Annotated in this window: 1 protein-coding gene; it reads right to left on the reverse strand. The window is 69.4% G+C overall.

The window, feature by feature from the left end; all coding sequences use genetic code 11:
• Window positions 1-107 precede the first annotated feature (107 nt).
• A complete protein-coding gene (locus ACK4SE_RS13895; protein ID WP_409693892.1) occupies window positions 108-533 on the reverse strand; it encodes a DUF1801 domain-containing protein in 426 nt (141 codons plus the stop codon).
• Between the last annotated feature and the right edge of the window lie 257 nt (window positions 534-790).

Below are 790 nucleotides of genomic sequence, written 5' to 3' on the forward strand. Positions count from 1 at the left end.
GGCGGCGTGGATCAGGGCGCGGACATGGGCCAGGGTCCGGCCGCGCCAGTCGGCCAGTTCGGCGATGCGGGCGTCGATCAGGGCGGAGGCGTCGATCTGGGTCATGACTACAATTTCTCGCCCGGCAGGCGGGCGGCCTGGGTCAGCCAGGCGGTGAACTGGGCGTCGTCCCAGGCGTCGTCTTCGTGGATGTGGAAATAGCGGACGCTTGGCTGTTTGGACGCGACGGGGGGCGGGGGCGTCAGGGCGCCGCCGTTCAGGAAGGCGACCTTCACATAGCGGTCGAAGCAATGGAGGCTGAGGAACCAGCCGTCCTGATCCGGCGCGCCATACAGGGGCGAGTTCCATTTGACCGCCTTGCGCGCGCCGGGGACGGCGGCGGCGACGAGGTCGTCGATGCGGCGGCCGACGGCGCTTTTCCAGCCGGGCATGGCGGCGATATAGGCCTGGACCGGGGCGTCGCCCTGGCCCTTGGCGATCTGGGGATTGCCGCCGGACAGCAGGACCGGCGCGGGGGGTGTCGGCTGGGTCATGGGGTGCAGAGTAACCCAGGGCGCCGCCGGGTCCAGCCCGTGGCCTTCAGGCCGTCATGGCGGCCCGCTGTTCGCCGTAGATTGGTCGCAGGACGTGGACGCTACAGATGTAGCGAATGTATAGGATCGGTCGTCTTGGCCAGGAGATCGATGTGAAACGGATCGCGACAGCATGGATGGCGGCGGCGCTGATCCTGACGGCGGGGCAGGCGCAGGCGCAAACCTTGGCCCCGGTTCCCGCGCGTTCGGTGGACGCC

The sequence above is a fragment of the Brevundimonas sp. genome (genome assembly GCF_046293315.1).
Taxonomy (GTDB): Bacteria; Pseudomonadota; Alphaproteobacteria; order Caulobacterales; family Caulobacteraceae; genus Brevundimonas.